Raw genomic sequence first — 23,765 nt, 5'->3', positions numbered from 1 at the left:
GTTGGTAGACCATCGTTCGCAACCTGGTCTCGAAAATCCATCTTTAAAGGGTGCCATGCATCAAGGAATACAGCCCGATGACGATGTACAACTGCCGCCTTCGTCGTCGGCAATCGGCTATGCAGCGGCTTCCTCTGGCAGGACGGTGGGGGAGAAGGTGAACCCGCCATGTCACGCATCGCCATTGGCGGGTGCATGGCGTCGCTACGGCGCACTCTATATCGACATCACGGTCGGCGGCGTGTTGATCCTGGCGTTGCTAGCACTTGTCGGTGGTATCGACCTCGTGGGTAGATCGCTTGCCGCAAGCGCAATCTTTGCGATGACTTTCCTCCCCCTAGTCTTGGGCCTGTGCGTCGTTGCTTATGGAGTATTCGGCAATACGCCGGGCAAGGCACTGTTGGGCCTGCAGGTGATCACAATCGCCGGCGCGCGCCCAACGCTTGGACAATTCGCGCAGCGTCAGGGCGCGTTGTTCCTACAGGGACTTTGGGCCGGTATACCTCTCGCCTCGTTCATCGGCCAGCTGTGGCAGTTCAAGCGCGTTTCTGCAGGTCGACCCGCCAGCTACGACGAGGGCAAGTTCAGTGTCGTTGCTCGTCCGCTTGGCTCAGTTCGCATTGGCGTCTTCTGCCTCATCGGCGTCGGCTTCGTAGTCGGCCATTCATACCTGCAGTCATTGGAATCTTGGACGAATCCAGTGACCAGTGTCAAGGCCAAGCTTCCGAGCGGATGGAACGTGCGTGAGGTCAAGCGCGACAACGGCGGACAGCTCTATATCTTCATCTCGACCAGCCACCAACTTCAAGGGATGCTTTGGCGTGATCACGAGCGCGATGAGATCGCAGCCGCGCACGCGCAGGGGGCGAAGGCAGAGGCACTTATCAGGCGCGGCCTGGCGCGCGACGCGAAAGCGACGGTCGCGGGTTTACCCACATTCGGCCTGACCGGCACCATGGAAATCGAAGGCAAGCGTCGTCCAGTTCTAATAGCGCTCATCCGCGATGGCGCGGATGTCTGGCAGTTCACAGTCATGGGTGATCCGGGTGGCAAGGTTGATGCCGCAGCCGCACAAGCGTTGGGCGAGTCGGTCTTCAAAACAATGCCCCGTACCGGCAATGAGCAAGCCGAACCATGACCATCTTGGCGAGTTGAGTTGTCCGCCAATCACTGCGTCGGGTGGCACGTGGCCCAACCAAATGAAGTGAGGTACTGCTCTCAATGAATCAATTCACTTTGCATGGAACGCGATCGGAATCGCGAGGTGTCCGGACGCGTCAAAGCAGTTCCACGGCGGAGCGCAATCAAACAGCGATGGAAGAGCTGATGAACGCTTTGAGTCATGGCGTCGGGTTCATGCTTGCCGTCGTGTCGTTGCCAGTCCTGGTGTACAGCGCGTCGCAAAGAGGCAGCGCCGCTCCGGTAGTCGGAGCGAGTCTTTTTGCGGGGACGATGATCGTCCTGTATTTGATATCCACTCTGTACCACGCTCTGCCCGCCGGGCGGACCAAGTCCGTCTTCAACAGGCTGGATCACGCGGCCATCTATCTTTTCATTGCCGGCAGCTACATGCCGTTCGTGCTCGGTGTATTGCGTGGCCCTTGGGGTTGGGCGTTGTTCGGGGCGGTTTGGTCCGCGGCAGCGCTGGGCGTAACGGCCAAACTATTCAATCGTCTTCGGCAAAGCGCACTTTTGAGTCGAACAGAAAAACAATGGCCCCAGCCGTGTAGGCAACGCCGCCGGCGACGAGCCAGACCAGGCCACTCGCAGACATACGCTGATACAACGGCACAGCTGCAACCACGGCCACCCAGCCCATCGCGACGTACAAGCCGGTCGACCAAAGCGGAAGTCCGGGGTTGCAAGATTAGTTGATCTCGGTGGTCGTTGAGATGATTCGAATTGCATCGGCAGCGCGCTGGCGATGCAATTCGGCGAACTTCGCTGGCGGCATTCGCTGGCAACTGCTGTGTGGCCTGACCTCGTTGTAGTCCTGTCGCCAGAGCGTGATGGCTGTCCTGGCCCGCGCCAACGTCTCGAACCACTGCCTCAGGCATTCGTCCCTGAACTTGCCGTTGAAGCTCTCGATGTAGCCGTTCTGCATGGGCCGACCGGGCTCGATCAGGATGTGGCGGATGCCGTGACTCTGCGCCCAGCCCATGAAGGCTCTGCTGGTGAACTCCGGGCCGTTGTCAGCGCGAACGGCCAGCGGATAGCCCCTGAAGACCGCCGCCTGGTCGAGCAGCCGCGTCACGTATAGACCCGAGATGCCCCAGTCTACGGAGATGCTCACGCACTCGTGGCTAAAGTCATCGGGCACCGTCAGGCACTTGATGCGCCGGCCGGTGCTCAGGCTATCGCTGATGAAGTCCATGCTCCATACCTCGTTGACCGTGCGGGCCAGTTGCAGCGGCACGCGCTCATTGACCGGCCGCTTGGCCTTCTTGCGCTTGCGCACAGCCAGGTTGGCGGCGCTGTAGAGCCGGTAGACCTTTTTGTGATTCACGCCGGGGAAAAGCGGACGCAGCATGTCGCGGATGCGCCGATAGCCGAAGCGCCGGCGCGCGTGCGCGATCTCGACGATCGAGTTCACGCAGCCGCCTGGCATCGGGCACATCCATGCCGCCGTACTTGGCGCGCCATTTGTAGAAGGTCGCGTCGCTGAAACCGCCCTTGCGGCACAGGTCCTTGGTCGGCAGGCCGGACTCGGCCTGCTTGATGAAACCGATGATTTGCTCTTCGGTGAATCTGCTCTTTCTCATGTCGGTCATTCTCCAAGTTGACGGATTTCACTGCCATTACGCTGGTACGGCTGGGCGGGGCAGGTCATGACAGCCTTCGGGAGGTTACGCCGGGCGCGGCCAAGCTTGTATTGCGCAGTTCCGGTGCAGGACACGCCGTCGTTTATTCGGTCAGCACCGCCAGCGAGCCGTGCCAAGGCCTCGAGACGGTAGGGAACGTGGCCTACAGCGGACGCGGTGTGGTCTTCCCCTGGATCGCCCGCGTGAACGAAAGAACGCGCAGCGCGTTGTTCAAGACGCAGCCCTATATCGAGCACGAACTGGACCCTCGCCAAGGCGTTCAAGTGAAGGCGATCGGCAATTGGCAGCAAGTGAGCACACCCCGCAACCTTGCGACCAGCACCGGCAGTTGCGGACCGCTGGTCACGAAATTTCAACCCGCCGCCGACCACGTCTACCTCGTCGACTTCGTCTGGCGAGACAACCTCAGTTGCACGCAAGTGATCACGGATGCAACCGACCCAAGCACGCTGCGGCCCGTGCAATTCGACCTTGTTCAATCTTGTCCGACGCCATGACACATCAACAACGAGTCGTTCGCTTTCCAGAAGAACTCCGTCGTCTCAGCAGTGCAGGAATGCCTTGCGTGTCCGGCAGGGGTTCCGCAAGGCGCAGCACGCGGCCGTGCGTGGCCGCCACTTCCTCAGCGGCGAGAGCGCCCGAGCGTGCGGCACTTTCCATCGAAAAGGGCAGGCCGGTGGCGATCCAGTCGCCAGCCAGCCACAGGCCCGGGATGCCCGATGGCGCCTCGGGCCGCATCGCCTCGACGCCCGGAGCGGCGCAGGGCACCGCGAGCGGGATGCGATGGATTCGTGCATGCCGCAGGCCTGCCGCTGCCGCTTGCGGGAAGAACTCGGCGAGCTCCCGGCGGGTTTGCGACACGATGTCGGCGTCGCTCGCGGCCCACGCATTCGCCTCGACGTGGATCGCGTTGCTCGCGACCCATGCGCATCCGTCGTGTGCGGAGCGGATATTGGACAAGTCGTAGAAGTCCATGTTCAGGTCCCCGGGTGCGCTCACCCGCGCCCAGAAGCGCTCGCTGCCCAGCTTGCGATCGAACCACAGCACCGTACTGATGTAGCGGCTCGGCTCCAGTCGCTCGGCGCTTTGCTTCAGGGCGCGCCATCTTGCGCCGGCATTGGCGCCGCGCACTGCAAGACTGGCAAGGCCGTGCGGGTCCAGTGCGAGCACGCCTGCGCGGCCTCGCAGTTGGCTTCCGTCCTGGAGCAAGAAGCCAGCGAAGCGCCCATCTTCGTTCAGCACAACTTCACGCACCGCTGCCGAAGTCCACACGCGACCGCCGGCCGCTTCGACGGCCTTGATGCATCCGGGCGCATAGAGTTCGCTGAGTGCGATGCGCGGGAAGCCGAAGCAATAGCCGCTGCGGCCTAGCAGCAGGCGAAACACCCGCATCATCGAAGCGGCGGAACAGCGTGCGAGCGGTACGTTCAACAAGGCCATCGTCGACGAAGTCCAGAACCAGTCGATGAAGCGTTGGCTGACGCCTCGCTCTTTCAGGTAGCCGAGCGCGTCCTGCCCGTCGAGCGCCAGTGTGGTGGTCTCGTTCAGCCGCATCGCTTCCCAGACCACGCGAGCGTTGGACAGCAGGTCAGCCAACGAAACACAGCGCAATGCATTGCGCAAGTTGGGCAAGCCATGCAGCGGGGGTGGCCAATTCGCCGCGTGCATCCTCAGTTGCCGGCCCGCGTCCAGCAAGGTGATCAAGGGATCGTGTTGCCAGAGCACTTGATCCGCGGTGCCCAGGCGCTCGAGAAGCGACACGAAGTTCCGGTGTTCGCTGGTGATCACGTGCGGGCCGATGTCGACCCAGTCGCCGGTGGCCGGATCGCGCCAGCTTGCGGCCCGGCCGCCGAGATGCGGCTGCGCCTCGACCACCACGACGCGCAGCCCGCAACCGGCCAGGGCCGCCGCGCACGAAAGTCCTGCGATGCCGCCGCCCGCGACGAGGACGTCACTGGATGAAACGCAGTGGCGATCGTGAACGGCAGGCATGCGAGCGGGAACGCAATTGGCATGCCGCTTGCCCTGTCCTTTGCCGTGAGTAGGCCGAGCTGTCGAAGGACAACGGAACCCGCCTTCGCCGTGATGACTCGTGCCGGTCCACGCCGTAAAACTCGCGGCAAATTTTGCCGAGGGGGCTGCACGTGGCCGTCTTTCCATCTGCAACAACCCCGATCAGGAGCTTTGAATGACGCATCGAGTTGGGCCGATCAGCAGGGGGCGGCGATGACCGATCCCGACATCGCCATCATCGGCGGCGGGCCGGCGGGACTGGCCGGCGCGATCTGCCTCGCACGCCTTCGGCGCTCTGTCTGTGTGGTCGATGCGGGGCGCAGCCGGCTCGCGACCATCCCGCGCACCCGCAACTATCCCGGCTTTCCGCAGGGCATCGCCGGCGCCGCGCTGCTCGACGCGCTGCGCCAGCAGGCGGCGAACTATTCGATCCGCAGTATCGGCGCGAGCGTGGAAACGCTCGAGAAAGTGGAGCGGGGCTTCCGCCTCGGATGGGAAGGCGGCTCACTCTCGGCATCGCTGGTGCTCCTGGCCACCGGCGCCAGCGACGTTCCCCCGCCCATGCCGTACCTCGCAGAGGCGGTGCGCGCCGGTCTGCTGCGCTATTGCCCCGTGTGCGACGGCTATGAGGTGATCGATCGGGCGGTTGGCGTCATTGCGCAGTCGACCGCGGGGCTGGAAGAAGCGGTCTATCTGCGGCATTTCACGCCTCACGTCACGCTCTTCATGCTCGAAGGTGGCACAGCGCTTGGCGAGGCGGAGAGGCACCGGCTGCGCCAGGCAGGCATTCGCGTGAGCGAAGACGCGATCTCCGGCATTCGGCCGCTGGAGGGAAGGATCGTCGTGCGCCACGGCGATGGCGAGAGCGTCTGCGATTCCATCTATAGCGCGATGGGCCTGCGGGTTCATTCGGGCCTGGCCGGCAGTCTCGGCGCCGAGACCGACGAGAGCGGTTATCTGGTGACGGACCGCCATCACGCGACGACGGTGGCGGGGCTCTATGCGGCGGGCGACGTGGCCGTGGGGCTCAACCAGATCACGGTCGCGGCCGGCGGAGCGGCGATCGCAGGCGCCGCCATGCATGTGGCATTGCGTCGAAGCGAGACGGCATCGCAAGCATAGGTCGCGTGCAGGCGGGGGCAGGGCACGACTAGCTGCCGGTCGAGGCGTAGCGCCGAAGTCCCACGCGCCAGGCGCCGAAGGCAAGCGCGAGGAAGACGAAGCCAGCGAGCGGCGACACGAGCCCGACCCACGCAGGCGCACCCAGCGGATCTGCCCTGCCCAATATCGCGAGCACAGGGTAGTAGGCGACGCAGGCCAAGGGCACCGCAAAGGTCAGCGCATATCGAAACCATCGAGCATAGACAGCCAGCGGAAACTGCGCCGCTTGCACGCCGCCGTAGGTGAGCACGTTCGCAATCTCCAGGCTCTCGACGGTCCAGAAGGACAGCGTGCCCTGCAGCACGAGGATGCCGAGAAAGAGCGCCACGCCGCCCGCCAGTGCGAAGAGGGCCGTCGCGACCGTTGCGGGCGACCACGCGATGTCTGCCTGCACGGTCGCGAATGCCATCACCGCCAGTCCTTGCATCAGCCGTCCCAGCCGGCTGATGCGCACGTCATGTGCCATGAGTTGCAGCGCCAACGGCCGAGGTCGCAGCAGGAGACGGTCGAACGCGCCGGTGCGCAGGAATTCAGTGCCCAGCGTGTCGAAGCCGCGTCCCAGCGCATCGCCGATGGCAAACATGCAGTTCACCAGTCCGTAGAACATGGCGACCTCACCGAGGCGCCATCCCTGCAAGTCGCCGAAGCGATGAAAGAGTGCCCAGACCGCGATCATTTCGATCCCCGTGCCCACGAACTGCCCGAACGTGAGCATCAACGCCGAGGCGGGATAGCGCGCCTGCCCACTCAAGGAGGCAGCCATGAGTCGCCCGAAAAGAGCCAGTGATCCCGGTCGCGTCATCCGCCTTGCACCTGCAGTTGGCGCATGGTCCTGACCATTGCCGCGTGGCCGATCGCCACCAGGAGCAAGATCCAAGCGGCTTGCAAGCCGAGCCCCACGAGGGCCTGTGCTCCCGCGAGCTGGCCGAAATAGATCCGCGCCGGGATGTCCATGACGCCCGCCAGCGGCTGCAGCAGAAGCCACTGCTGCCACGCGTCGGGCAGCAAGACCAGCGGAAGCAGGTTGCCTGAGAAAACGATCACGGTCGGTGCAGCCAGCGCGTTGATGCCGCGCTCGTTCAGTGCCGAAGCCGCGGCGATGTTGAGCAACATCACGAACGACGTCGATAGCAGCAGCGCCAGCATGGCGGACGCGGCGAAAGCCAATCCGGCAACGATCCCTGCCGGTGCTTGCCATGCCCAATCGCCCAGGCCCGCGAGGGGCAGCACCAGGCCCGCGAAGGCCGCCATGAGCGCCATCCGCGGCAGAACGCGTGCCGCAATCCAGCCGGCCGAGCGCGCGAACCACAGCGCATAGGGATCGACCGGCCGCAGCCGATCGTAGGCGACCGAGCCCGTGCGCACCGCCTGTGCCACTTCCGGGTCTCCGAGCCACGGCAGCAGCGCGAGCAGTCCCTGGGCCAGCCAGGTATAGGTGATGGCCTGCGAGAGCGACATCGGCGCGCCGGCGGCGGATGCACCACCATAGAAGGCCGCCAGCACCATGACCTTGATGCCGCCCCACCAGCACTGGGTCGCGAAGCCTGCGTAAGCGGCGGCGCGGTACTGCAGCATCTGCAGGAACCGTGATGCAAAAGCGGCGACGTAGGGACGAAGAAGTTCGCGAGGCGCCATGCGGCTCAGGCCTCCGCCGCGCCGTGCATCGCATAGAAGCGCGCGATCACGGCCTCGATGGTCATGCCCTCGTCCTCGGCGTCGTCCGGCAGTCCTTCGTCCAGGCGGCGCGCCGCGATGACTTGTGAGCGCAGCGCTTCGACAGGGCTGTCGGCCAGCACGCGGCCATGGCCGATCACGATCACCCGCTGCGCAAGCGCCTCGATGTCGTGCATGTCGTGCGTGGTCAGCAGCACCGTGGTCCCACGCTCGCGGTTGGCGCGCAAGACGAAGTCGCGCACCGCCAGTTTCGACGGCGCATCGAGCCCGATGGTGGGTTCGTCGAGAAAGAGGATGTCCGGCTCGTGCAGCAGCGCGGCCGCGATCTCGGCGCGCATGCGCTGCCCGAGCGAGAGCTGGCGCACGGGCTGGTCGAGCAGCCGCTCGAGATGCAATAGCGCCACGAGTTCATCGCGCGTCCGGGCGAAGCGCACCGGGTCCACGCGATAGATGTCGCGCAGCAGTGCGAAGCCATCGTTGACGGGAAGGTCCCACCAGAGCTGTGTGCGTTGCCCGAACACGACGCCGATGCGACTCACATGGCGCTCGCGATCGGTGAAGGGGTCGCGCCCGTCGACTTCGACGCGCCCACCATCGGGTCGCAGGATGCCCGCGAGAATCTTGATGGTGGTCGATTTGCCCGCGCCGTTCGGGCCGATGAAGCCGAGCAGTTCGCCGCGCTCGAGCTCGAAGGAAACGCCGCACAGCGCATCGACAGTGCGATATCGAGGCCGCACCAGCGCGCGCAGCGCACCAAACACTCCCGGGTCGCGCTCATGGACCTTGTAGGTCTTGAGCAGGTGGTCGACAACGATCTGTGGCATGGCGCGGCGGACGCGAATGCTACACGATGAAGCTCAGGGCGCGGTCTCCTGGAAGGGCGGCACGCGCGCGGCGAAATCCAATTCTTGGGCCATCATCAGCACCTCCTCCTTTTTAGTCGCTTCGGTTGAAATACCCCATGCCCCTCGAACTCCCTCATGGCTTTGCAAACCAGCAAGAAATCGACGAGTCGTACAACCCGCGGCTGCGCGCGGTCGACCTCAACGCCTCACTTCAGCACTATGCGGAGAGAAGCGAGCAGGCCCGCCAGCAGCTGAACTATCGAGCTCGTGTGCCCTATGGTCCGACGCTTGCCGAGACGCTGGACATCGTGCCGGCAGAGCGGCCAGGCGCACCGGTCTTTTTCTATATCCATAGCGGCTACTGGCGCTCGAACGCCGCACGTGACTTCATGCAGGTGGCGTTCGGCGCGCACGCGCGGGGCTTCACGACGGTGCTGGTCGACTACGCGCTGTGCCCACAGGTCACGCTCGACGAGATCGTGCGCCAGGTTCGGTCGGCCGCGGCGTGGGTCATCCGGAACATCGCCGAGCACGGCGGCGATCCGGGCCGCATCGTGATCGGAGGGCACTCCGCAGGGGCTCATCTGGGCGCGATGCTTTTGTGCACCGCATGGCGGGAGGACTACGGATTGCCGGACGATCCGTTCTCGGGTGCCGTGCTGGTGAGCGGTCTCTATGACATTGCGCCACTGCGCTTTAGTTATCTGCAGCCGTCGATCCAACTCGATGAGGCGAGCGTCTTGCGCAACTCGCCGGTGCTTCACATTCGCCGGTGCCGAACGCCGGTGCTGCTCAGCTGGGGTTCCCTGGAGCAGGCGGCCTTCGACCGGCAGTCGACTGCAATGCATGACGCCTGGCTCGCGGCTGGCAACGAGGGCGAACTCATGGTGCAGCCGAACGAGGATCACTTCACGGCGATCAGCGCTTTTGAGGATGGCAACAGCGGTCTATGCGCCGCTCTCGAGCGCATGGCCGTCTCCGCTGCCCGTTGAAGGCACGCTCGACGCCGGCGACATCGCGCCGGCGCCTAGCGCATCACGTCACTCGTGCCGGATTTCGGTGCCCAGCACCTTCAGGCATTCGCGGATGAAGGCGGCCAGCGCCGTCCATCCCTTGGCCGAGACCATCGTGCCGTCCACGTAGGCGTCGGTAGGCGACAGGTCGATAAAGGTGCCGCCGGCCAGCGTCACCTCGGGCTCGCAGGCGCCCAGGCCCGCGACCTTCTTGCCGCGCACCACGCCGTCGACCGCGATCAGGATCTGCACGCCATGGCAGATGGTGAAGATGGGCTTCTTCTTTTCGTGGAAGTGCCGCACGATCGCCTGCACGCGCTTGTCGGTACGGATGTACTCCGGGCCGCGGCCACCGGCGCAGTAGACGGCGTGGTACTGGTCGAGCTGGGTCTCCGCCTCGGAGAAGGTCTTGTTAATGGCCGCATAGTGGCCGAGCTTCTCGGTGTAGGTCTGATCGCCCTCGAAGTCGTGCAGCGATGTCTTGATCAAGTCGCCCGCCTTCTTGTCGGGGCAGACGACGTGAACTGTATGGCCCACCGCCTCCATGGCTTGCTGGAAGACGAAGATCTCGTATTCCTCGGTGAACTCGCCGGTAAGCATGAGGATTTTCTTGCCTGGCATGGTGTCGCGCTCCTTTGGTGAAATTGGCTTAGAAGGGTGAATCGGGGAAGTAATATTCCTTGGCGTTCTTCTGTGTGATCAGCGGTGCGTCCAGCTTGAGCGAGCCGCGTACGGGCGCCTGGCCGACGAGGTTGGCCACGGTCAAGTAGATGGCTGTCTTGATCATCGAGGGCGGGTAGGGCGTTTCCACCGGCGTCACGGCGTCGTTGTCGATCACCTTCTTGATGACGTCCTTCATGCCGTTGCCACCCAACGCGTACTTGATGTCCTTGCGCTTGGACTGCTTGATCGCCTCCAGCACGCCCAGGAGCATGTCGTCGTCGTTGGCCCACACCGCGTCGATCTGCGGATACTTGGCCAGGTAGTCCTGCATCAGCTTGAAGGCCTTGTCGCTGTTCCAGTCGGCGTACTGGATGTCGAGGACCTTCAGGTTCGTGCCCTTGATGCCGTCCTGGAAGCCCTTGATGCGCTCATCGTCGATCACCGTCGGGATGCCGCGCAGCACGACGAGGTTGCCCTTGCCGCCGAGCTTGTCCACCAGGAACTTGGCCGTGTTGCGTCCGACGGCAATGTTGTCGCCCGCCACGTACAGGTCCTGGATGGTTGGATCGCTGAGCCCGCGATCGACCACGGTGACGAAGGTCCCCTTGTCCTTGACTGCCTTGACCGGCAGCGTGAGCTCTTCGGATGTGTGCGGAAGGATCACCAGCGCCGAGAGCTTGCGTCCGGCGGAAAGGTCTTCAAGCGCGCTCACCTGTGCCGATGCCGACGGCGAGGTCTTGACCACGACTTCGATCTGGTCCTTGTAGGCACTGTTGATTTCCTTGGCTGCCGCCTGCGCGTGGTAGACCACGCCTGCGGTCCAGCCGTGATCGGCAGCCGGAATCGACACCGCGATCACCTTCTTGTCGGCGCCGTAGGCACCACCTGTCGCCAGCAGCGCTCCCAACGCCGCCACTGCTATCCATTTCGACTTGAGCATTTGTCACCTCCAACCTATGTAGATTGATGTATGGACCGGAATCATGTGCACCCGAGTGGTCCGGACACGGGGCAATTTCACAAATAAATTGTTTGGCGGATCACTTCTTCGAGAGGCGCTGGACCAGCATCGCGATGATGATGATTGCGCCTTGCACTGCGCCCACCAGATACTCGGAGACGAGGTCGGACAGCACCATCAGGTTGGCAATGAGCTCGAGCACGACAGCGCCGGCCAGCGTGCCCCAGATGCGCCCCTTGCCGCCGCGCAGCACGGTGCCGCCGATCACCACTGCGGTGATCACCTGGAGTTCCCACAGCAGGCCGGTGGTCGGCGTGGCAGCACCGAGGCGCGGCACATAGCAAATGGCCGCGATCGCCACGCACGCGCCTTGCACCATGTAGGCGATCGTGCGGGTCTTGATGACCGAAATGCCCGAGTAGCGCGCCACGTCCTCGTTGGCGCCGACTGCGGCGCAGCGGCGACCGTATTTCATGCGGTAGAGGATGAAGGCGCCCACGGCAGCGACGGCGAGCGACACGAGGATCGGGATGGGCACGCCGCCTACAGTGCCGAAGTAGACCGGGCGATATGCATTGCGCAGTGACGAGTCGATCGGGATCGTGCCGCCGTCCGACATGTAGGTGATGAGCGAGCGGAAGATGCCCATCGTGCCCAGGGTGGCAATGAAGGGTTCGATCTTTCCCACAGTAACGATCAAGCCATTGAAGAGTCCGCAGAGCAGGCCCACCAGCAGTGCGACCGCCATGCCGGCCGGGATGGCCCAGACACCCCATTCGGGTGCCATCCGGTTCATGAGCATGATCATCACGCCGGTGATGAACGCAGCCATCGAGCCGACCGAAAGATCGAGCCCGCCCGAAGAGATCACGAATGTCGCGCCCACGGCAATGATTGCAATGAAAGCGCTGCGTGCGATGACGTTGGCGAGATTGGTGGCGGAGAGAAAGTCGCTGTTGATCAGGTAGCCGATGGCGAGCAACGCAACCAGCGCGACGAACGGACCGGCCTCGGTCCAGTTGATGTGCAGTTCGCGCTCCTGCCGCAGCGGCACGTCCTGGGTGATGGCGTTCATGGGGCTTCCTCTTCGATGGAGCTCTGGGTTGCGATGCTGGGTGCTGGCTCGCCGTCGGTGGTGGCAAGCAATGCGATGTTGTGCTCGGTCATGCGCTCACCGCTCACCTCGCCGGCGATGCGGCCCTGGCGCATGACCAGGATGCGATCGCACACGCCGATGAGTTCCTGCATCTCGGAGGAGATCACGATGCAGGCCTTGCCGCGTGCGACCAATTCCTGGATGAAGGCATAGATCTGCGCCTTGTTGGCGATGTCGATGCCCCGTGTGGGCTCATCGATCACCACGATCGAGGGGTCTGTCAGCAGCACCTTCGCGAGCAGAAGCTTCTGCTGGTTGCCACCGGAGAGTTGCCCAGCGCGCGTGCTCTTGCTCTTGAGCCGGATGTCGTATGTGCGGATGGCTTCCTGGAGGGCGTCCGCTTCATGGCGCTTGCGCAGCCAGATGTGAGGGTGGAAGCGCGACAGTGCCGAAAGTGTGAGGTTGGGCGCGAGGCGCTCATTGAGCAGCAGTCCCTTTCCCTTGCGGTCTTCGGTCAGGTAGCCAATGCCGAGCTCGATGGCCTCGCGAGGCGATCGGATGTGAACGGATCGGCCATCGAGCTGGACCTGCGCCTTGGCAGGGCGCAATCCCAGCAGGCCTTCGAACAGTTCGGTTCGGCCCGCGCCGATCATTCCAGCAAAGCCGAGAACCTCACCGCGGTGCGCGACGAAAGACGCGTCGTGGACCACCCCCGGCACGGTCGCGTTTTGCACATRCAGGATCGGCTCGCCGGGCACCCCCGCCTTGGGCGGATAGAGCGCGGAGAGTTCGCGCCCCACCATGAGGCGGGCCATGTCGAGTTGACTCAGGCTGTGCCCGGGATGAGTCCCCACGGTTCGGCCGTCACGCAACACCGTGACCTTGTCTGCGAGGCGCTGAACCTCTTCAAGGCGGTGGCTGATATAGAGCACCGCAATGTTCTGCGACTTGAGCCTGAAGATGATGCGCAGCAGTCGCTCGACTTCTTCGCCGGTCAGCACCGCCGTGGGCTCGTCGAAGATAACCACCCGATGCTCGTCGAGCAAGGCGCGGGCGATCTGGACCAGTTGCCGATCGGCCAGTGGAACGTCACGCACCAGCGCGCGCGGAGAGGCATGGCAACCCAGTTCGGCGAGCTTCTGCGCGGCCAGCCGATACATGGTCCGATCGTCGACCATGCCGTTGCGCGTCAGTTCACGGCCGAGGAAGAGGTTCTCGGCCACCGTGAGGCCGTCCGCCAACAGGATCTCCTGATGCACGAGCACGATGCCCGCGTCCTGCGCCTGGTGCGGTCCGGTGAAGTGCACCGGCCGGCCGTCCAGGGAGATCTCTCCTTCGCTCGGCGGTACGTGACCAGAGAGGAGCTTCATCAGCGTGGACTTGCCCGCGCCGTTCTCGCCAATGATCGCGTGAATCTCGCCGGGGAAGATATCGAGCGTCACTCCGCTCAACACGGTCACGCCGGCGTACTGCTTGCCGAGTTCGTGCGTGCGCAGCAGCGGGGCGGCGGTTCTTTCAGTGGCCGGGGTATCGAATGCAGCTTCGGTTTCTGCAAGCGGCGCCCTGGCGACAGGCGACCAGGGGCGCTCGAGCATCTGTGCGGACATGGATCGCGCGCTCAATCGAAGGCCGGCAGCAAGCGGTCGCGCGAGCGCTCGATGTGCGCCCGCATGGCTGCCTTGGCGGCATCCGGGTCATGGGCGGCAAAGGCGTCGATCAGCGCCTGGTGTTCGTCCAGGGCATCATCCGTGACGCGGCGGTGATACATCAGCCGAAAAATGTGGAAGTGAGCGTGCTGGTACGTGAGGGTCTGGCGGATGAGCTCGTTGCCCGCAAACTGCATGATGCGGTCGTGAAACACCTCATCCTGGCGCGCGAACGCGGAGTAGCGCAGTCGCTCGTCCTTGCCGTCGACGCGGGCCATGCCACCGGCGGCCTCGCGCAGTTCTTCGATCTTTTGCGCGTCCATCGCCGCGGCCGCCTTGGCCGCGCCGTCGGGCTCCAGTAGCAGGCGAAGCTCGTACAGCTCGTCGAACCGACGGCGCGTGATCTGCGGCGCGGCACGGTAGCCCACCAAATGCTGCTTGACCACGAGCCCTTCGCCTTCGAGTCGGCCCAGCGCCTCGCGGATCGGCGTCTGCGAGACGTTCAGCTCCCTCACGAGGTTGTCGACCGTGATGCGTTCGCCCGGCGCGATCTTCAGCGCCATCAGCTGACTGAAGATGGCCCCGTACACGTCCCCGGACAAACTGGCCCGATGGAACCTGTTGCCTCTGTGCGGTGCTTGCGCGCCTTCCTCGTTTTCGCTGGCGGTAGTGCCCACTCTGTCTCCTGCATGAACTGATCGCAGCTTTCGCGGCAAGCGCCGGGATGACGCGATCCGAAAGATACGATATCCTATAGGATCGTATTTGAGGGTGCAAGTTTAAATTAACCCCGAAGGATAAAAACCATGACGCTTTTTGCCGCGCTGCGGCTGCCGCCGGAGATCTTGTTTGGCAAAGGGCAGCGCCATGCGCTCGCCGCCGTCGCGTGCAAGCACGGGCGCCGCGCGCTGGTTTGCACCGATGCGCGTTTCGCTGCAACGCCTGAATTCAAATCGATGATGGCGGCGCTCAAGGCAGCCGACATCGAGGTACGCCTGCTCGACAACGTGGAGCCCGACGTTCCCCTGGAAAGCGTTGGCGTCAACGCGGAGGCTGCGCGCGCCTTCTCCCCGGATATGGTCATCGGCATCGGCGGAGGCAGCTGCATGGACATGGCCAAATGCGTGTCCCTGCTCCTGACCCATGGCGGTCGTTTGCAGGACTACTACGGCGAGTTCAAGGTGCCGGGACCCGTGCTGCCGGTGATTGCAATGCCCACCACCTCCGGCACCGGCTCGGAAGTCACCCCGGTCGCCGTCGTGAGCGATCCGGACCGCACGCTCAAGGTCGGCATCTCGAGTCCCCATCTGATCGCGGTGGCCGCGATTTGCGATCCCGAACTGACGATGACCTGTCCGCCGCGCCTGACGGCCATCGCCGGGGCCGATGCGATGACGCATGCCATCGAATCGTTCACCGCCGCGCGCCGCGAACCCAGCGCCGATTTGCCGCAGCGCCACGTCTTCATCGGCAAGAACGCGTTGAGCGATCATTTCGCGTTGCTTGCCATTCGATTGCTCGGCCGAAGCCTCGAAAAGGCAGTTGCCAACGGCAGCGACGAGGACGCGCGCGCCGACGTGATGATGGGTGCACTCGCCGCGGGCTGCGCCTTTGGCACGGCCGGGACCGCGGCGGCCCACGCGGTGCAATACCCCGCCGGTGCGCTGACGGACACGGCGCACGGCCTGGGCGTCGCCACGCTCATGCCCTACGTGATGAGCTTCAACCGATCCGCCGCCGGTGCCGAACTGGCGCAGATCGGGCTAGCGCTGGGCCTGGAAGCCAAGGGCGACGAGCAGGCCCAGGCCGGCGCCGCGATCGACGAAGTCAGTCGCCTGTTCAAGGCCATCGGCATCACGACCACACTGGCGGAGCTGGGCCTTGCCGCCGACAAGGTCACATGGACTGCCGAGCAGGCCATGGGCATCGAGCGCTTGATCAAGAACAACCCGCGACCCTTCGATGCCGCAGCCATGCACCGTCTGGTGCAGGCCGCTTTCGACGGCGACCTGCAGGCCGCGGCCCGCTGAACTCCATCTCTTCTCATCATTGCTTTGACCATGAATGCTTCTTCTATGGAATCCCAATCCGCGCTTGCTCCATCGGTTCTGGCGGACGTGCGCCATGAGCTTTATGTCGACGGCCAATGGCGGGCCGCCACCGGTGGCCGTCGCATCGATGTCGTGGATCCGTCCACGGAGGCGCTGATCGCGACCGTCCCCGATGCCACCGTCGAGGACGCTGCCGCCGCAGTCGAAGCCGCAGCCAAGGCGGCGGCTGGGTGGCGCGCCACGCCGCCGCGCCGGCGCTCTGAGATCCTGCGTCGCTGCTTTGAATTGATGACTCAGAGAGCCGAGTCCCTCGCCGCGCTCATCTCRCTCGAAAACGGCAAGGCGCTGCGCGATGCGCGCGGCGAAGTGGCCTACGCCGCCGAGTTCTTCCGCTGGAACGCCGAAGAGGCCGTGCGTCTTTCGGGCGAATTCGGCATCGCGCCGTCGGGGACGAACCGCATCATCGTCGACTACGAACCCATCGGGATCTGCGTGCTCATCACCCCGTGGAACTTCCCGGCGGCCATGGCGACGCGCAAGATCGCGCCCGCACTGGCGGCCGGCTGCACGGTGATCCTCAAGCCGGCGAGCGAAACGCCGCTCACGGCCTATGCCCTGGCCGCGCTCTACGAGGAAGCCGGCGTTCCACCCGGTGTCGTGAACGTCCTGACCACATCCACGCCCGGTCCGCTGACGGCCGCGATGCTCGCCGACCGCCGTGTGCGCAAGTTGTCGTTCACCGGGTCTACAGGCGTGGGGCGGGCGCTGCTCGCCGAGGCTGCCAAGCACGTGGTGTCATGTTCGATGGAGCTTGGCGGCAATGCGCCGTTCATCGTGTTCGACGATGCAGACCTGGAGGCCGCGCTCGACGGCGCCATGGTCGCGAAGATGCGCAATGCGGGCGAGGCGTGTACTGCCGCCAACCGCATCTATGTGCAATCGGGCATCCACGATGCCTTCGCGCAGGGGCTCGCGCGCCGCATGGCCGCAGTGCGCGTCGGCTCCGGCATCGAGGCCGAAACTGAATGCGGGCCGATGATCACGCGCAAGGCAGTGCAGAAGATCGATCGGCTCGTGCAGGACGCGGTGCGCCGCGGCGCAAACGTCCTCTGTGGCGCTGAAGCACAGGATGGGCCGGGTTACTTCTACCGCCCGACGGTGCTGACGAACGTTCCGCGCGATGCCGAGATGGCGCACGAGGAAATCTTCGGGCCCGTCGCACCGATCAGCCGATTCGAGACCGAAGACGAAGCCATCACGCTCGCCAACGACACCGAATACGGCCTGGCTGCGTACGTCTACACGCGCGACCTCGCCCGTGGCATGCGGGTGTGCGGGCGCATCGAATCAGGAATGATCGCGCTCAACCGTGGCCTGGTCTCGGACCCGGCGGCCCCTTTCGGTGGCGTGAAGCAAAGTGGGCTGGGCCGGGAGGGCGGGCAGCGTCACGGGGTCGCGGAATACATGGAAGCGAAATACATCGCAACGAGTTTCTGAGAGACCTCTGAGCGGCCCTGGAGCCAGCTACCAGGGACGGCGCACCTGATCGCCCGGCCATACGACGCGAATCAAGCTCACGACCGCAACGATGGCCAGCGTCATGCCCGACATCCAGAGCCATCGCTCGTGGTCGGCGAGCAGTTGAGAGAACTTGGCGCTCAAGCTCGCCAGGCCGGCCACCAGCATGGCCAGCAGCGCTACGAGCATGCAGTCCAGCGTAAAGATGTCCCAGGCCAGATCGTCCGGGAATTTCAGCCACACGTGTTTGAAGAGCGGTTCGTTGCTGCGCAGTCCGTGGGTCCGAGTTGTTGCCATTTCTTTCCTCCTGGGAGTCCATGCAGTCTTCGTCTGTAGGACGACGACTGCAATTTGCGCTTCCTGGCTTGCGTTCACAAGGTCATCGCAGCTCTGCGTGTTTCTTGACATATGGCGCGACTTCTGCCAGCCGAGTAGGTCTTGACTGCCAAGCCGTGGGTCACCTACGTCACAGGACGATTCGAATGTAAATGCTGCACCGCAAAATGCATACAGAGGGAAAACAAATGCAATCAAGCTTGAGGCGTCGGAGGCATCCCACATACAAAGCAGGCTCTTTAACAGGAGCCCACTTTTGAAATCTTTTGAGAAGTTCGCACTTTTATTTGCCGCAAGCGCCGTCAGTGCCGGGATCGCCGGTTGCGGAGGCGGAGGATCCAGCGGCGGCGCGCCATCCATGGCAGCAGCGACCGGAACATCGGCCTCTGCCGAAGCCGCCAACTCACCCCGCACTTCTGCCTTGGCTTCCGCACCGATCGATGCGGACGTCGTTGACTCTTCCCTTGCCGTCAATCCCGATGCGTACAAGAGCATGGCCGCCGTGCTGAGCGAGGACGCCGGCATCGCGTATCGCTATGGACCCGATGCGGCGTCGTACGGGTCGGCAAACACAGGTCCCGATCTCGCCGAGCGCACGAGCACCAAGCTCTCCGCGCCTGCCCAGGATGTCGCGTTCTACTGGAACGTGGGCGGGCCCGTGTCCGGCAATGCCGGTCTCTTTTCAACCAACCAGGCCAACATGCTCTTTGCGGCGGACGATCCGTCGCAGCGCGTTGGCGTGAGCCTGCTTCAGGTGTCTGGCTACATGTACAACGTGTTTGCCGGACTGCCGCAGTTGCCGTGGCAGATCTACCAGCAAGGCCAGGGCATCGATACGCCGAACGTGATGAACTACAAGGCGTCGGGCCTCACGAACGGCAACCCGGTCGCGATGGGGCGTTGTCAAGGCGGCGCCGGCTTCTGCGCCGAAGGCATCGTCGCATTCCAGAACGGCGTGCTCGGCACGGTGGGCAGCAACACCGCCAGCAACAACGCGACCGCGACTCTCGCGCCGAACAAGGTGCCCACAGGTGTTGCCGTGACCAACGGCAACGAGTTCGCGTTGGTCACGGTGTGGGACACCGAAGCCATGAAGGGCCAAGTCGCCGTCGTCGCGTTGGCTGGCCTGTGCGATGGTTGCGATGCCATGAACTCCTCCGGTCACACGAGCAACGGCTTTACGTTTTCGGCCTGGCACAACTGGTGGAACGAGTGGATGGGCGTCTACCCCGGCCTGCCCAACATGGGCAACACCGCCTTCATGAAGGTGCTGGGCTACGTGGACATCCCGGGCATGAACGCACCGACCGAGATCGCAGTCACCACCAACCTGCACCAGTTCGATAGCGTGCAGCCCGGTGGCCTCTTCATGGGCGCGGCGAACTCGCCGCTGACCAACAACTGGCAGAGCTTTACCGATGGCAGCAGCAACTACCGCCGCTATGCCAAGGGCGGGGTGGCAGTAGTGATTTCGAAGTCGGAGCAGAAGGCCGCCTTCATCGACTTGAAGCCACTCTTCAGCTACATCAACAGCGTGTACTTCAGCTCCAATGTCGGCGTCACGAGCAACTATGGACAGGCAAGCGACCAGTGGCCGTACACCTTCGACAAGGAAGCTTCGCAGATGCCGACCGTGATCAAGACCGTCTCCATGGGTGATCGCCCGACGGCGGTGAGAACGACCATGTCGACCGGCAGCCCGCGCGCCTGGATCGCCACGCAGGACGGCACGCTGCACATCTACAGCCTGAACGGCTACGCACCTGGCGGCGCCGTCGCCACGCCATCGCCAGACGACATTGCCGAGGTCGGCACCGTCGGCGACATCGGCCGCAATCCGACCTCGCTTGCGATGTCGAAGAGCGATCCGAGCGGCACCACCAGCGATCCGATGAACCAGCAGGTCATCGTGGGCTCACGCGGAGACAACAAGATCTCGTGGGTGCGCTTTGCTTCGGATGGCAACAGCGGCAGCGTCGTGCGCAGCATTCAGCACAACAAGCTGACCGACCTGATCGCGGTGGAAGATGCCGACAACTTCGCCAACATCAACAATGTGGTGACCGTGACTGACTACGGCGGCAAGGCGGTGCGCAACTACCGCTACGGACCGGTGATCTTCTCGGATGGCGGCGCCTGCCCGAGGCCCAACGGATGTTCCATCAACGGATCGACGGCCGAGTACGAGGGCGCCATGACTGTACCGGGCAAGCCGTTCCAGATCTCGACATCCAACGTGCCGTGACGCTCCGGGGTCATACGAGCAGTAGGTCCGTCTGACCCTTGCTCGATGCCAGCTGTCCAGCCAGCGCGTCGAGCACCTCGAGCGAGAACGGACGAAACGCATCGTCGGTCTCGCTCAGGTCGCAGAACGATGCATAGCCGGCCAGCTGGAGTGCGTGCCTGAGCCGTTCCATGCCGCCACTGCGCGACAGGCCGTCAGGCAAGAACTTCATCACAAAAGGGGGCTTGTGCTGCAGTGTGCGGGTGCCGCCCGCCAGCACATAGCCTTCATATCCCTGCGTGTCCATCCAGAGCAGGGCTGAACCGAGATCGACACCTTCCGTGATCCGGTCGAGGCTCTGCGAAGGCACCTCGATGCGCTCCTGGCTTGGGTCCGCGCCGTCGAGGCCGTTGCTGCCGTCGCCGCCGTAGCGCGCCCGATGGTTGCCGTAGTTGATGGTCGAGAGTTCGAATACGAGGCTCTCGTCGTTCTTCTCCCCCAAGGCAACGTTGTGCGTCGCGATCCGGTCCGACAGCCGATTGATCTCGACATTGGTCCTCAGCAGCGAATAGTTCAGGGGCTCCGGTTCGACCGCGATGGCGCTTTCGAACAGCCCGCGCTTGACCGCGGGGATGCAGATCGTGCCGATGTTGGCGCCGATGTCGATCAGGCAGGTCAGATGGCGTCCGTTCAGCAATGAGGCCACCCGGCGCAGCATGGAAAAGTTGTAGGGCTCGCGATGCTTGAACAGCCACTGCCCGATGACCTGGTCGCCCGCTGCGACCACGAAGACTTCGGACGGGCAGGGCGCCAGCAGGAAGGCTTCGCGAGGCGCGGTGTCCCACAGCAGGCGCGCCACAAGTGGGCTGTGAAAGAACCGATGCGGGCCGACACTCCGAACAGATTTCAGAACGCTTTGATAGATCGCGGTTTTCAGCATGGCGCTTTCTCCGTTCGGCCGTGGGATCGCCGGGCTTAATGTGGCGAAGACGGGGCTCCCGGGTGTGAGAGACGGCGCAATGGTTGTGTCGGAGAGAAGAGCGAGCTGATTTCGTCAGTGAGCTTTCAAATAGGATCATCGGCAAATTCGCCGGAATCCGATCAACGTGAAGGAAGCAAATTGCAAGTCAAACGAATCGTCGCCAATTTCGCTGTGCTCGACCTCAGCAGGGCTCGGGCGTTCTATCAGGGCGTGCTCGGGCTGGAAATCTTGATGGATCATGGCTGGATTCAGACCTATGGGTCTCAAGCCGAAATGACCGTTCAGGTGAGCTTCGCCTCGGAAGGGGGTTCTGGCACTCCGGTGCCTGACTTGTCAATCGAGGTGGACGATGTGGACGCTGCGTTCGAACGCATGAGGGGTGCTGGGTTTGCGATTGAGTACGGACCTGCTGACGAACCGTGGGGCGTGCGCCGGTTCTTTGTTTGGGATCCGTTTGGGAAGCTGGTCAATGTTCTCGCGCATGTTTGAGGCGAGGTCTTCTACTCACCGTGCTGTCTGAAGGAAACGACTTCCTGAGGTACTTGCTGGACTCAGCGTGCGTGCTGGCGATCCAGCGCCCTGGATGGTTGCATTTTTTAATGCCCTCAAGCGCCTCAATCTACAGCTCGGCCGCCGCGAGTTCCTTGCGAACCTGCACGTCATCAACGTTGCCGTCAGGCCAGACCCATTTGTTCCAGTTTTCGATCAACCATGTTGTGGACACGAAATGTCCGTTTGCCGACGCCTCTGAAGGTAGAACCTGAAAGCAGTTGATGCCAGACTTGTGTCCCGTGATAGTTCTCAAACACCTTTCGGAAGAACTCTCCGGCCCCTCGCAGATCATCATTACAACTTCCGCTTCAAACGGGTAAGTAGCCGGGAACTTTAACAACATGCCTCTGCTGATAGAGGGCTTCTCGTACGCAATTAGCTTTTGCCAGCTTTTCATTTGGCGGACTGATTTTTCAGTAGGGTAGAGATTTTTTCGCGCAATTGTATTGTGTCCAACTCGTATGCTTCTTTCTCTTCTCTCGGGTTGAACAGGTCCACCAAGCAGAAAATGGTTGACAACCGCTCATTCAGCTGTTCATCGTCGTTCTGGAGAATTTTTCCGTCTCTCTCAATTTTCCAGAGTTCGGAAAAGGCATCGACAAAGGTGGCGGCCGACACTCGTCCTTTGACGAAAGAATTGGCAAACTCAAGAATTGTGATGCTCATTGGAGTATTTCGCTGTCCATGAATTTTGTAAATTGAGGCGTGCGAGGTGTGAGTTTGAAGCCCGTGATGGGTTTTCCGCTAGCATCAAGAACAGCGATGTTATTGATTACTGAATCTCTGACAAAATCGTATGTCCCCTTTTGGAGCCATTGATGTTTACTAGATCCGAGCAGAACGGAAGTAGTTATCACCCAGAGCCATTGCACGATTGGGCACTGTCCGAAGCATATGCAGCTAAGCGCTGGAATAATACGCTAAATTTTCTTTTCATTTTCGATCAATAACAACACCTCCGCAGAACCTAGCGATGCTCGTATTAAATTGGCGACGTCTGCGACTTCGTTCGCCCTTTCTTTAGTGTTAACTCTGATCAAAAATAAGGATTTTGCATTTTCCAATCCTTGCTCATCTGCAATTTCCCGATGTACTGCTGTCGCCTCTTTGGCGGGGCCCACGATAAAGTTATGCAAAAAGTGGGAAGCGTGATTCGCCTGAGCCTCAGTCATCAATCGATTAACGCTCTCAACTTTTTGTGTTGAATAGCAAAAAATATCTATGGCCACGATAGTTCTCAAAAAAGTTTAACGACAGAGCCAGTTCGATTGATGATCAAAATCTGGCCTAGCCCGTCGATTGCCCGAGATGCGCCGGCCGAGGTTGTGATGCGGTGCCGTCGTCCGCGGAAGCCGAGCCCTTCGCGCCGAGGCCATCTCGATCATCGTTGCGATGCCGTTTCCGCCTGCAACATCACCGGCTCGTCAGGCCGGAGCATGTATCAGCGCAGCCTCTTCACCGCCGCACGTGGAAAAGGCGACGCCTTGGAAAATTTCACACCGCTGCGCGATTCGGAGTGGAAATTGCGGCTGTCGGTGACCGAGGTGCGCGAACTGGCTTCGGTGACTGTACCAAGATTGATGTCATGTCCCGCGTTGATGAGTGTGCGGCTGCCCGCGCCCGTGTTGGCAACGATCGCGCCGACCACATTGATGTCGTTGCCGGCGCTGGCGACCAGGACACCGTTCGGATTGGGGACATAAAGGCCCGCAATGCGATCGATTGCGGTGGCGCTTGACTGCGCACCCTGCACGCTACTCGTCGTCGTCACGACATTGACGTCGCGTCCAGCTGTCGCCACCAGAGAGTCGCGCGCATCGACCGTCCCGCCAATGACATTGATGTCATTGCGCGCGTCCAGCGCCACATTGCCCCCGAGATGCGCCCGCCCAGGTTATCGATGTTGTCCGCGGTGATGGCCACGAGCGAGCGCCCGGCCACGGTGCCGCTGTTGGTGAAGTCGCCTTCACCCGCCTTGTTCTTGATGCTCAGGCGGTCGGCCGACAGCAGCGCACCGGAGCCGTCGATGTCCCCGGGCTGCACGCGCACATACACCTGCGGCACGAGCACCTGCTGGGTGCTGCCATCGGCAAGGGTCACGGTCTGCTCGACGAGCCAGACGATGTCGCTCGTGAGCTGGGCCATCTGCGCGGCAGTCAGGGCGATGCCGGGGGTCAATCCATACTGCTTGGCGAAGGTCACGCCCGC

The 23,765-nt window shown here is 62.9% G+C and carries 25 protein-coding genes and 2 pseudogenes; 9 read left to right on the top strand and 18 right to left on the bottom strand.

The genetic code is table 11. The annotated features are described in order from the left end of the window. Positions 1-55: 55 nt before the first annotated feature. On the top strand, positions 56-1,138 hold the full coding sequence (locus AC1DMA_RS17180; RefSeq protein WP_478144959.1) for an RDD family protein: 1,083 nt from the start codon (positions 56-58) through the stop codon (positions 1,136-1,138). A gap of 83 nt (positions 1,139-1,221) precedes the next feature. Then, positions 1,222-1,626: pseudogene (gene trhA, locus AC1DMA_RS17175) on the top strand (PAQR family membrane homeostasis protein TrhA); the annotation flags it as partial. Positions 1,627-1,666: 40 nt separating this feature from the next. On the opposite strand, the gene AC1DMA_RS17170 reads toward trhA, so the two are convergent. Both AC1DMA_RS17170 and AC1DMA_RS17165 read right to left on the bottom strand, forming a co-directional pair. After that, complete coding sequence (locus AC1DMA_RS17170) at positions 1,667-1,831, bottom strand: hemolysin III family protein (protein WP_478128007.1); 165 nt, start codon at positions 1,829-1,831, stop codon at positions 1,667-1,669. A 36-nt stretch (positions 1,832-1,867) separates the two neighbouring features. After that, a pseudogene (locus tag AC1DMA_RS17165) lies at positions 1,868-2,762 on the bottom strand (IS3 family transposase). Between the two features lie 242 nt (positions 2,763-3,004). Between AC1DMA_RS17165 and AC1DMA_RS17160 the strand changes: the two are divergent. After that, positions 3,005-3,319 carry a hypothetical protein gene (locus AC1DMA_RS17160; protein ID WP_478128008.1) on the top strand — a complete coding sequence of 105 codons (315 nt, stop codon included), beginning with the start codon at positions 3,005-3,007 and terminating at the stop codon, positions 3,317-3,319. A gap of 4 nt (positions 3,320-3,323) precedes the next feature. Here the strand turns inward: AC1DMA_RS17160 and AC1DMA_RS17155 are convergent, their stop codons facing one another. Further along, on the bottom strand, positions 3,324-4,814 hold the full coding sequence (locus tag AC1DMA_RS17155) for a hydroxysqualene dehydroxylase (RefSeq protein WP_478144958.1): 1,491 nt from the start codon (positions 4,812-4,814) through the stop codon (positions 3,324-3,326). 234 nt (positions 4,815-5,048) lie between these two features. Between AC1DMA_RS17155 and AC1DMA_RS17150 the strand changes: the two genes are divergently transcribed. Next, complete coding sequence (locus tag AC1DMA_RS17150; RefSeq protein ID WP_478144957.1) at positions 5,049-5,957, top strand: NAD(P)/FAD-dependent oxidoreductase; 909 nt, start codon at positions 5,049-5,051, stop codon at positions 5,955-5,957. 28 nt (positions 5,958-5,985) lie between these two features. Here AC1DMA_RS17150 and AC1DMA_RS17145 read toward each other — a convergent pair whose 3' ends face one another. The 3 genes from AC1DMA_RS17145 to AC1DMA_RS17135 are packed head-to-tail and all read right to left on the bottom strand — an operon-like array spanning position 5,986 to position 8,494. Further along, positions 5,986-6,798 carry an ABC transporter permease gene (locus tag AC1DMA_RS17145; protein ID WP_478144956.1) on the bottom strand — a complete coding sequence of 271 codons (813 nt, stop codon included), beginning with the start codon at positions 6,796-6,798 and terminating at the stop codon, positions 5,986-5,988. Beyond that, entirely contained in the window at positions 6,795-7,631 is an 837-nt protein-coding gene (locus tag AC1DMA_RS17140) for an ABC transporter permease (protein WP_478128012.1), read from the bottom strand. The genes AC1DMA_RS17145 and AC1DMA_RS17140 overlap by 4 nt, the downstream gene beginning before the upstream one ends. A gap of 5 nt (positions 7,632-7,636) precedes the next feature. Further along, positions 7,637-8,494 carry an ABC transporter ATP-binding protein gene (locus tag AC1DMA_RS17135; RefSeq protein ID WP_478144955.1) on the bottom strand — a complete coding sequence of 286 codons (858 nt, stop codon included), beginning with the start codon at positions 8,492-8,494 and terminating at the stop codon, positions 7,637-7,639. 137 nt (positions 8,495-8,631) lie between these two features. Here AC1DMA_RS17135 and AC1DMA_RS17130 point away from each other — a divergent pair, with 137 nt between their 5' ends. Next, on the top strand, positions 8,632-9,507 hold the full coding sequence (locus AC1DMA_RS17130; protein ID WP_478128014.1) for an alpha/beta hydrolase: 876 nt from the start codon (positions 8,632-8,634) through the stop codon (positions 9,505-9,507). A gap of 48 nt (positions 9,508-9,555) precedes the next feature. Here AC1DMA_RS17130 and AC1DMA_RS17125 read toward each other — a convergent pair whose 3' ends face one another. The 5 genes from AC1DMA_RS17125 to AC1DMA_RS17105 all read right to left on the bottom strand — a co-directional run bounded on the left by AC1DMA_RS17125 (position 9,556) and on the right by AC1DMA_RS17105 (position 14,571). Next, positions 9,556-10,149 carry a DJ-1/PfpI family protein gene (locus AC1DMA_RS17125; RefSeq protein WP_478144954.1) on the bottom strand — a complete coding sequence of 198 codons (594 nt, stop codon included), beginning with the start codon at positions 10,147-10,149 and terminating at the stop codon, positions 9,556-9,558. Between the two features lie 28 nt (positions 10,150-10,177). After that, a complete protein-coding gene (locus tag AC1DMA_RS17120) occupies positions 10,178-11,131 on the bottom strand; it encodes a substrate-binding domain-containing protein (protein WP_478128016.1) in 954 nt (317 codons plus the stop codon). 100 nt (positions 11,132-11,231) lie between these two features. Continuing rightward, entirely contained in the window at positions 11,232-12,227 is a 996-nt protein-coding gene (locus AC1DMA_RS17115; RefSeq protein ID WP_478128017.1) for an ABC transporter permease, read from the bottom strand. Further along, entirely contained in the window at positions 12,224-13,855 is a 1,632-nt protein-coding gene (locus tag AC1DMA_RS17110) for a sugar ABC transporter ATP-binding protein (RefSeq protein ID WP_478144953.1), read from the bottom strand. Before AC1DMA_RS17110 ends, AC1DMA_RS17115 begins: the two co-directional genes overlap by 4 nt. An 11-nt stretch (positions 13,856-13,866) precedes the next feature. Then, the gene (locus tag AC1DMA_RS17105) at positions 13,867-14,571 is read right to left on the bottom strand and encodes a GntR family transcriptional regulator (RefSeq protein ID WP_478144952.1); all 705 of its coding nucleotides are present in this window, start codon (positions 14,569-14,571) and stop codon (positions 13,867-13,869) included. A 129-nt stretch (positions 14,572-14,700) separates the two neighbouring features. Between AC1DMA_RS17105 and AC1DMA_RS17100 the strand changes: the two genes are divergently transcribed. Then, complete coding sequence (locus tag AC1DMA_RS17100) at positions 14,701-15,924, top strand: iron-containing alcohol dehydrogenase (protein WP_478128020.1); 1,224 nt, start codon at positions 14,701-14,703, stop codon at positions 15,922-15,924. Positions 15,925-15,969: 45 nt separating this feature from the next. Continuing rightward, on the top strand, positions 15,970-17,442 hold the full coding sequence (locus AC1DMA_RS17095) for an NAD-dependent succinate-semialdehyde dehydrogenase (protein ID WP_478128021.1): 1,473 nt from the start codon (positions 15,970-15,972) through the stop codon (positions 17,440-17,442). Positions 17,443-17,469: 27 nt separating this feature from the next. Here the strand turns inward: AC1DMA_RS17095 and AC1DMA_RS17090 are convergent, their stop codons facing one another. Next, positions 17,470-17,760 carry a hypothetical protein gene (locus tag AC1DMA_RS17090; RefSeq protein ID WP_478128022.1) on the bottom strand — a complete coding sequence of 97 codons (291 nt, stop codon included), beginning with the start codon at positions 17,758-17,760 and terminating at the stop codon, positions 17,470-17,472. Between the two features lie 397 nt (positions 17,761-18,157). Here AC1DMA_RS17090 and AC1DMA_RS17085 point away from each other — a divergent pair, with 397 nt between their 5' ends. Next, positions 18,158-20,044 carry a hypothetical protein gene (locus tag AC1DMA_RS17085; protein ID WP_478144951.1) on the top strand — a complete coding sequence of 629 codons (1,887 nt, stop codon included), beginning with the start codon at positions 18,158-18,160 and terminating at the stop codon, positions 20,042-20,044. A 10-nt stretch (positions 20,045-20,054) separates the two neighbouring features. On the opposite strand, the gene AC1DMA_RS17080 is transcribed toward AC1DMA_RS17085, so the two are convergent. Next, complete coding sequence (locus AC1DMA_RS17080) at positions 20,055-20,963, bottom strand: FkbM family methyltransferase (RefSeq protein ID WP_478144950.1); 909 nt, start codon at positions 20,961-20,963, stop codon at positions 20,055-20,057. Positions 20,964-21,143: 180 nt separating this feature from the next. Between AC1DMA_RS17080 and AC1DMA_RS17075 the strand changes: the two genes are divergently transcribed. Then, positions 21,144-21,494: a VOC family protein gene (locus tag AC1DMA_RS17075; RefSeq protein ID WP_478144949.1), complete on the top strand. Its 351-nt coding sequence runs from the start codon at positions 21,144-21,146 to the stop codon at positions 21,492-21,494. A gap of 130 nt (positions 21,495-21,624) precedes the next feature. Here AC1DMA_RS17075 and imm45 read toward each other — a convergent pair whose 3' ends face one another. The 5 genes from imm45 to AC1DMA_RS17050 all read right to left on the bottom strand — a co-directional run. Continuing rightward, positions 21,625-21,954: an Imm45 family immunity protein gene (gene imm45 / locus AC1DMA_RS17070; RefSeq protein ID WP_478144948.1), complete on the bottom strand. Its 330-nt coding sequence runs from the start codon at positions 21,952-21,954 to the stop codon at positions 21,625-21,627. Next, on the bottom strand, positions 21,951-22,223 hold the full coding sequence (locus AC1DMA_RS17065) for a colicin immunity domain-containing protein (RefSeq protein ID WP_478144947.1): 273 nt from the start codon (positions 22,221-22,223) through the stop codon (positions 21,951-21,953). Before AC1DMA_RS17065 ends, imm45 begins: the two co-directional genes overlap by 4 nt. 254 nt (positions 22,224-22,477) lie before the next feature. Further along, positions 22,478-22,786, bottom strand: a complete 309-nt coding sequence (locus tag AC1DMA_RS17060; RefSeq protein WP_478144946.1) for a hypothetical protein — start codon at positions 22,784-22,786, stop codon at positions 22,478-22,480. Positions 22,787-22,998: 212 nt separating this feature from the next. Further along, the gene (locus tag AC1DMA_RS17055) at positions 22,999-23,424 is read right to left on the bottom strand and encodes a hypothetical protein (protein WP_478144945.1); all 426 of its coding nucleotides are present in this window, start codon (positions 23,422-23,424) and stop codon (positions 22,999-23,001) included. Continuing rightward, the coding region (locus AC1DMA_RS17050; protein WP_478144944.1) for a hypothetical protein at positions 23,325-23,765 on the bottom strand (441 nt) is incomplete at its 5' end. The genes AC1DMA_RS17055 and AC1DMA_RS17050, both read right to left, overlap by 100 nt.

Source organism: Variovorax sp. 05N34, from assembly GCF_056397405.1.
Note: the sequence above shows the minus strand (reverse complement) of the source record. Positions and strands in the feature narration are given on the sequence as shown.